This is a genomic window from Acidovorax sp. NPDC077693, from assembly GCF_044542805.1.
Lineage (GTDB): Bacteria > Pseudomonadota > Gammaproteobacteria > Burkholderiales > Burkholderiaceae_C > Acidovorax.
In genome coordinates this window covers 271,356-279,466 of sequence record NZ_JBITVD010000010.1, presented here as the reverse complement: position 1 = coordinate 279,466, position 8,111 = coordinate 271,356, and the positions used below count along the sequence as shown (strand labels likewise).

Annotated in this window: 7 protein-coding genes, 1 tRNA gene and 1 pseudogene; all 9 read left to right on the top strand. The window is 61.0% G+C overall.

The window, feature by feature from the left end; all coding sequences use genetic code 11:
* Positions 1-91 (top strand): annotated as a pseudogene (locus ACIGHN_RS16305) (elongation factor Tu); the annotation flags it as partial.
* 18 nt (positions 92-109) lie between these two features.
* Positions 110-185, top strand: a tRNA-Trp gene (locus tag ACIGHN_RS16300).
* 90 nt (positions 186-275) lie between these two features.
* The gene (gene secE / locus ACIGHN_RS16295; protein ID WP_056410086.1) at positions 276-662 is read left to right on the top strand and encodes a preprotein translocase subunit SecE; all 387 of its coding nucleotides are present in this window, start codon (positions 276-278) and stop codon (positions 660-662) included.
* Positions 659-1,255, top strand: a complete 597-nt coding sequence (nusG, locus tag ACIGHN_RS16290) for a transcription termination/antitermination protein NusG (protein ID WP_056410084.1) — start codon at positions 659-661, stop codon at positions 1,253-1,255. Before secE ends, nusG begins: the two co-directional genes overlap by 4 nt.
* A 161-nt stretch (positions 1,256-1,416) precedes the next feature.
* Positions 1,417-1,848, top strand: a complete 432-nt coding sequence (gene rplK / locus ACIGHN_RS16285) for a 50S ribosomal protein L11 (RefSeq protein WP_007850051.1) — start codon at positions 1,417-1,419, stop codon at positions 1,846-1,848.
* Between the two features lies 1 nt (position 1,849).
* Positions 1,850-2,548, top strand: coding sequence for a 50S ribosomal protein L1 (gene rplA / locus ACIGHN_RS16280; protein WP_056410082.1), 699 nt, complete (start codon positions 1,850-1,852; stop codon positions 2,546-2,548).
* A gap of 240 nt (positions 2,549-2,788) precedes the next feature.
* Positions 2,789-3,313: a 50S ribosomal protein L10 gene (gene rplJ, locus ACIGHN_RS16275; protein ID WP_056165010.1), complete on the top strand. Its 525-nt coding sequence runs from the start codon at positions 2,789-2,791 to the stop codon at positions 3,311-3,313.
* A 39-nt stretch (positions 3,314-3,352) separates the two neighbouring features.
* Positions 3,353-3,730 (top strand): 50S ribosomal protein L7/L12, encoded by a 378-nt coding sequence (gene rplL, locus ACIGHN_RS16270; protein WP_056410080.1) that lies wholly within the window; start codon positions 3,353-3,355, stop codon positions 3,728-3,730.
* 258 nt (positions 3,731-3,988) lie between these two features.
* Positions 3,989-8,101, top strand: coding sequence for a DNA-directed RNA polymerase subunit beta (gene rpoB, locus ACIGHN_RS16265; RefSeq protein ID WP_396505181.1), 4,113 nt, complete (start codon positions 3,989-3,991; stop codon positions 8,099-8,101).
* The last annotated feature ends 10 nt before the right edge of the window (positions 8,102-8,111 follow it).

The window sequence follows — 8,111 nt, the reverse complement described above, 5'->3', positions numbered from 1 at the left end:
CCCCATCGCCATGGAAGAAGGTCTGCGCTTCGCTATCCGCGAAGGCGGCCGCACCGTGGGCGCTGGCGTCGTGGCCAAGATCATTGCTTAATTCAAGCAAGGCAGATACAGGGGTATAGCTCAATTGGCAGAGCGTTGGTCTCCAAAACCAAAGGTTGTAGGTTCGATTCCTACTGCCCCTGCCACTTGAAAGTGGCCCTCAACAAGCCCGCCAGACCCTGGCGGGCTTCGGTGTCTTAAGCGACGCCGGGACTCGTAGCAGGAATTACTCAAACATGGCCACTTCACAGGTTGAGACCGTCAATACAGGCGCAGACAAAGCCAAGCTCGCGGCAGTGGTGGCTTTGGTCATTGCGTCGGTGGCTGGTTTCTATTTGCTGAGCAAGCAAGGTGCAATCGTCCAGTGGGCCGCATTGATCGTCGGCCTGATCGCGGCAGTTGCCGTCTTCCTGATCTCGGAGCCAGGCCGCCAGTTCGTCGCCTTCGCCCAGGAAGCCTGGCGTGAAGTCAAGAAGGTCGTCTGGCCGACCCGCAAGGAAACCTTGCAGATGACCGCGTATGTGTTCGCCTTCGTGGTGATCATGGCGCTTTTCCTGTGGTTCACCGACAAGACGCTGGAGTGGGTCTTGTACGACTTGATTTTGGGATGGAGAAAGTCATGACGAGCGCTACGGAAATCACTGGAGCTGAGGCTCCTTCTGGCGCTTCTGCTTCCGCCAACCCTGACCTGCGTTGGTACATCGTTCATGCCTACTCGGGCATGGAAAAGGCGGTGGAGCGCAACATCCAGGAGCGCATCGCCCGTTCGGGCATGGAGACCAAGTTCGGTCGCATCCTGGTGCCCACCGAAGAGGTGGTGGAGATGAAGAACGGCCAGCGCAAGACGACCGAGCGTCGCTTGTTCCCCGGCTATGTGTTCGTCGAAATGATCATGGACGACGACACCTGGCACTTGGTGAAGCACACCAGCAAGGTGACCGGCTTCGTGGGTGGTGCAAAGAACCGTCCTGCCCCCATCTCTGAAGACGAAGTGCAAAAGATCGTCAGCCAGATGCAGGAAGGCACGGAAAAGCCGCGCCACAAGATCGAATTCATGGTGGGCGAGCTCGTGCGCGTCAAGGAAGGCCCGTTCACGGACTTCAATGGCTCGGTCGAAGAAGTCAATTACGAAAAGAGCCGCGTGCGCGTCTCTGTGATGATCTTCGGTCGCTCCACGCCCGTCGAGCTGGAATTCGGTCAGGTCGAAAAGACCTAAGCCTTTCGGCCCAGGCCGCAGGTCTGCCGTCAGGCAGGACCACACATTTCGGATCCCGCGCTTTCGACTCGGCGCGGTGATTGTCAGGAGAGAGTCTTAACCCCGGGGAGCCGATGCTGCATGGTGCAGCGGATGGCGTCATCACCCGCAAGGAGTAAAACATGGCGAAGAAAATCGTCGGTTTCATCAAGCTGCAAGTTCCAGCTGGTAAAGCCAACCCATCCCCACCTATCGGCCCGGCACTGGGTCAGCGTGGCCTCAACATCATGGAGTTCTGCAAGGCATTCAATGCGCAGACCCAGGGCGTTGAGCCAGGCCTGCCATTGCCCGTGGTCATCACGGCTTTTGCAGACAAGAGCTTCACCTTCATCATCAAGACGCCGCCAGCGACGACCCTGATCAAGAAGGCCATCAAGCTCGACAAGGGTTCTTCGAACCCACTGAAGACGAAGGTCGGCAAGATCACGCGCGAACAGCTCGAAGAGATCGCCAAGACCAAGATGAAGGACATGAACGCTGCCAACGTCGACGCCGCAGTGCGCACGCTGGCTGGCTCTGCACGCTCGATGGGCGTGACGGTGGAGGGTTTGTAAAATGGCCAAGCTGACTAAGAAGCAAAAAGCCCTGCAAGGCAAGGTTGACAGCACGAAGCTGTACGCATTCGCTGAAGCAGTTGCGATCGTGAAGGACGCCGCTACGGCCAAGTTCGACGAATCCATCGACGTCGCCGTGCAGCTTGGCATCGATGCCAAGAAGTCCGACCAGGTGGTTCGCGGCGCCGTGGTGCTGCCCAACGGTACCGGCAAGACGACCCGCGTGGCCGTGTTCGCCCAAGGCGCCAAGGCTGAAGAAGCCAAGGCTGCTGGCGCCGACATCGTGGGTATGGACGACCTGGCCGCCATGGTCAAGGCCGGCGACATGCCTTTCGACGTGGTGATCGCTGCCCCTGACGCCATGCGCGTCGTGGGTACGCTGGGCCAGATCCTGGGCCCACGTGGCCTGATGCCCAACCCCAAGGTCGGCACCGTGACCCCTGACGTCGCCACGGCCGTGAAAAACGCCAAGGCTGGCCAGGTGCAGTTCCGCGTCGACAAGGCCGGCATCGTGCACAGCACGATCGGCCGCCGCTCATTCGACAACGACAAGCTGCAAGGCAATCTGGCTGCACTGATCGATGCCCTGACCAAGGCAAAGCCAGCTACCAGCAAGGGCGTCTACCTGCGCAAGGTGGCCGTGTCTTCCACGATGGGCCTGGGTGTCCGCGTGGATACGCAAACCATCGCTGCAGCGTAATTGCAAGAAATCTTCGGGCCGGCCTTCACGGGCAGGCCCGATGTGGTGGGCTGGGGCTGCCAAGGCAGCCGCAGGCCATCCAAGACCGTTGGTGCGCGATCAGGTCGCGCTTAAAGCCACACAAGGCACCAACGCAGATGGCGATCCCGCTGCAGATGGAAAATTTTTCCGAAACAGTTGGTCGCTGCAACAAGAGCGCGCATGAGGCAACCGCCGAGTGCGCATTTTAAGGAGTAGACCTTGAGTCTTAATCGCAGTGAGAAAGAAGCGGTCATCAGTGAAGTGACCAGCCTCGCCGCTAAAGCTCAAACGCTTGTGATCGCGGAATACCGTGGCATCACGGTCGCCGACATGACCAAACTGCGTGTTGATGCTCGCAGCAAGGGCGTGACCCTGAGTGTTCTGAAGAACACCCTGGCTCGCCGTGCTGTGGCAGGTAGCGCATTTGACGTTGTGGCAGACCAGATGACCGGTCCGCTCATCTATGGCTTCTCCGAAGACGCTGTGGCCGCCGCCAAGGTGGTGGCCGATTTCGCGAAAACCAACGACAAGCTGGTGATTCGCGGTGGCGCTTTCGGTGGCAAGGCCCTGGATGTCAACGGCGTTAAGCAACTGGCCAACATTCCTTCCAAGGAAGTTTTGCTGGCTCAGATTTGTGGCTTGCTTATGTCCCCCATGTCGCGTACGGCCGTTGTGCTGGGCGCACTGGCGGCGAAAAAAGGCGAAGGCGCAGCCGAAACGGCCGCCGAACCTGTTGCGGCTTGATAGCCCGGCAGACAACCAACTAATTGTTAGGAAATAAAAATGGCATTCGATAAAGACGCATTTTTGACCGCTCTGGACAGCATGACGGTTCTGGAACTCAATGACCTGGTGAAGGCCATTGAAGAGAAGTTTGGCGTGAGCGCTGCAGCCATGGCTGCACCTGCTGCCGGCGGCGGCGGCGGCGGCGCTGCAGCTGCTGAAGAGAAGACGGAATTCAACGTGGTGCTGACCGAAGCCGGCGCCAACAAGGTGTCCGTCATCAAGGCTGTGCGCGAAATCACCGGCCTGGGCCTCAAGGAAGCCAAGGATCTGGTGGACGGCGCTCCAAAGAACGTCAAGGAAGCTATTGCCAAGGCTGACGCCGAAGCAGCAGTCAAGAAGCTGGTGGAAGCCGGTGCCAAGGCTGAACTGAAGTAATTCAGTCCCCTTCAAGGGCTGGAGTGCTCCTCGCGGGCCTCCAGCCTTTGGTGCTTTCAGAGCGCACCCGAAAACCCCAGTCGGTTTTCGAGTGTCTTCTGTCAATCCCGACAGCAGAAGACGCCTTGGTTCGGGTGATGTGCAACGCATCACCGTCCGCCATGGTTGGTAGTGGCCAACCGCCAAGCCCGCACGGAAACCTCTCCATGCGGGTCAGTCGTCGAAGACCCAGGACTCATGTCTTTGCCCGGAGATCTCATGGCCTATTCCTACACCGAACGCAAGCGAATCCGCAAGAGCTTCGGCACCCGCGATAGCGTGCTCGAAGTTCCTTATCTGCTGCAAATGCAGAAGGACGCATACACCGCATTCCTGCAGGCAGATAAAGCACCGCAGAAACGCACCATTGAAGGCCTGCAGGCTGCGTTCGACGCCGCTTTCCCCATCGTCTCCCACAACGGTTTTGTGGAGATGAAGTTCATCGAGTACAACCTGGCCAAGCCCGCCTTCGACGTGCGCGAGTGCCAGACCCGTGGTCTGACGTTCGCCTCGGCCGTGCGTGCCAAGGTCCAGCTGATCATCTATGACCGCGAGTCCTCGACGTCGCAGTCCAAGGTGGTCAAGGAAGTGAAGGAGCAAGAGGTCTACATGGGCGAAGTGCCTTTGATGACCGACAAGGGCTCGTTCATCATCAACGGTACCGAGCGCGTGATCGTGTCCCAGCTGCACCGCTCGCCCGGCGTGTTCTTCGAGCACGACAAGGGCAAGACGCACAGCTCGGGCAAGCTGCTGTTCTCGGCGCGCATCATCCCCTACCGCGGCTCGTGGCTGGACTTCGAATTCGACCCGAAGGACATCCTGTACTTCCGCGTGGATCGTCGCCGCAAGATGCCGGTCACGATCCTGCTCAAGGCCATCGGCCTGAACCCCGAATCGATCCTGGCGAACTTCTTCGTCAACGACAACTTCCGCCTGATGGACAGCGGCGCGCAGATGGAGTTCGTCTCCGAGCGCCTGCGCGGCGAAGTGGCCCGTTTCGACATCACCGACAAGTCCGGCAAGGTCGTCGTGGCCAAGGACAAGCGCGTCACGGCCCGCCACACCCGCGAACTGGAGCAGTCCGGCACCACGCACATCAGCGTGCCCGAAGACTTCCTGATCGGCCGCGTCGTGGCCCGCAACATCGTGGATGCGGACACCGGTGAAATCATTGCCAAGGCGAATGACGAACTGACCGAAGCACTGCTCAAGAAGCTGCGCTCGGCCGGCGTGCAGGACTTGCAGGTCATCTACACCAACGAACTCGACCAGGGCGCCTACATCTCGCAGACGCTGCGCATCGACGAAACGGTGGACGAGTTCGCGGCCCGCGTGGCCATCTACCGCATGATGCGTCCCGGCGAGCCGCCGACGGAAGACGCCGTGCAGGCCCTGTTCCAGCGCCTGTTCTACAACCCCGACACGTACGACCTGTCGCGCGTGGGCCGCATGAAGTTCAACGCCAAGATCGGCCGCAACGAATCCACCGGCCCCATGGTGCTGTCCAACGAAGACATCCTGGCCGTGGTCAAGATCCTCGTGGACCTGCGCAACGGCAACGGCGAAGTCGATGACATCGATCACCTGGGCAACCGCCGCGTGCGCTGCGTGGGCGAACTGGCCGAAAACCAGTACCGCACGGGCCTGGCACGTATCGAAAAGGCTGTGAAGGAGCGTCTGGGCCAGGCCGAGCAAGAGCCGCTGATGCCGCACGACCTGATCAACAGCAAGCCGATTTCGGCCGCCCTGAAGGAGTTCTTCGGTGCGTCGCAGCTGTCGCAGTTCATGGACCAGACCAACCCGCTCGCCGAAATCACGCACAAGCGCCGTGTTTCCGCACTGGGCCCGGGCGGTCTGACCCGCGAACGTGCCGGCTTCGAAGTGCGCGACGTGCACGTGACCCATTACGGCCGCGTCTGCCCTATCGAAACGCCTGAAGGCCCGAACATCGGCCTGATCAACTCGCTGGCGCTGTACGCACGCCTGAACGAGTACGGCTTCATCGAAACCCCGTACCGCCGCGTGGCCGATGGCACGGTGACGAACGAGATCGACTACCTGTCGGCCATCGAAGAAGGCAAGTACGTGATCGCGCAGGCCAACGCCGTGCTCGACAAGGACGGCCGCCTGACCGGTGACCTGGTCTCTGCCCGTGAGAAGGGTGAATCCATCCTGTGCGGCGCAGACCGCGTGCAGTACATGGACGTGTCGCCCGCGCAGATCGTGTCGGTGGCGGCATCGCTGGTTCCGTTCCTGGAGCACGACGATGCGAACCGCGCGCTGATGGGCGCCAACATGTCGCGCCAGGCCGTGCCTGTGCTGCGTCCTGAAAAGCCCCTGGTGGGCACGGGCATCGAGCGCGTGGCTGCCGTGGACTCGGGCACCGTGGTCACGGCCACCCGCGGCGGTATCGTCGACTATGTCGACGCGACCCGCATCGTGGTGCGCGTGAACGACGAGGAAGCCGTGGCCGGTGAAGTGGGTGTGGACATCTACAACCTCATCAAGTACCAGCGTTCCAACCAGAACACCAACATCCACCAGCGTCCCATCGTCCAGAAGGGCGACAAGCTGGTCAAGGGTGACGTGATCGCCGACGGCGCATCGACGGACTTCGGCGAAATCGCCATCGGCCAGAACATGCTGATCGCGTTCATGCCCTGGAACGGCTACAACTTCGAAGACTCGATCCTGATCTCCGAACGCGTGGTGGCCGAAGACCGCTACACCTCGATCCACATCGAGGAACTGGTGGTCATGGCCCGCGACACCAAGCTGGGCGCCGAAGAAATCACGCGCGACATCCCGAACCTGTCGGAGCAGCAGCTGAACCGTCTGGACGAGTCCGGCATCATCTACGTGGGCGCTGAAGTGCAACCCGGCGACACGCTGGTGGGCAAGGTCACGCCCAAGGGCGAGACCACCCTCACGCCCGAAGAGAAGCTCCTGCGCGCCATCTTCGGCGAGAAGGCTTCCGACGTGAAGGACACCTCGCTGCGCGTGGACCAGGGCTCGTCGGGCACCGTGATCGACGTGCAGGTGTTCACCCGCGAAGGCATCCAGCGCGACAAGCGCGCCCAGCAGATCATCGACGATGAACTCAAGCGCTTCCGCCTGGACCTGAACGACCAGCTGCGCATCGTCGAGGCCGACGCCTTCGACCGTATCGAGAAGCTGCTGAACAACCGCGTGGCCAACGGCGGCCCGCAAAAGCTTGCCAAGGGCACCAAGATCGACAAGGCCTACCTGGCGTCGGTCGAGAAGTTCCACTGGTTCGACATCCGCCCCGCGGAAGACGAAGTCGCCACGCAGCTCGAGTCCATCAAGAACGCTCTGGAGCAGACGCGCCACAGCTTCGACCTGGCCTTTGAAGAAAAGCGCAAGAAGCTCACGCAAGGCGACGAGCTGCCTGCGGGCGTGCTCAAGATGGTCAAGGTGTACCTGGCCGTCAAGCGCCGCCTGCAGCCTGGTGACAAGATGGCCGGTCGCCACGGCAACAAGGGTGTGGTCTCCAAGATCGTCCCGGTCGAAGACATGCCTTACATGGCCGACGGCACCCCCGCCGACATCGTTCTGAACCCGCTGGGCGTGCCTTCGCGGATGAACATCGGCCAGGTGCTGGAAGTCCACCTGGGCTGGGCCGGCAAGGGCATTGGCCAGCGCATCGGCAACATGCTGCAGGAAGAAGCCAAGGCTTCCGAACTGCGCAAGTTCATGGAAGAGGTCTACAACTCCCGCGGCCGTACCGAGGACCTGTCGCAACTGAGCGACGACGACCTCATGGCCATGGCGGTCAACCTCACCAATGGCGTGCCGTACGCGACCCCGGTGTTCGATGGTGCTTCGGAAGAAGAAATCAAGGACATGCTGAAGATCGCCTACCCGGACGACATCGCCGAGCGCAAGGGCCTCACGCCCACGCGCACCCAGGCGTACCTGTTCGACGGCCGCACCGGCGAACGCTTCGAGCGTCCGACGACCATCGGCTACATGCACTACCTGAAGCTGCACCATTTGGTGGACGACAAGATGCATGCCCGTTCGACCGGTCCTTACTCGCTCGTCACGCAGCAACCGCTGGGCGGCAAGGCGCAGTTCGGTGGCCAGCGTTTCGGGGAAATGGAAGTGTGGGCGCTGGAAGCTTACGGCGCCGCCTACGTGCTGCAGGAAATGCTGACGGTGAAGTCCGACGACGTGGTGGGCCGTACCAAGGTGTACGAGTCCATCGTCAAGGGCGAGCACGCGATCGAAGCCGGCATGCCGGAATCGTTCAACGTGCTGGTCAAGGAAATCCGTTCGCTGGGCCTGGACATCGAGCTGGAACGCTCCTAAGCAGAAAAGG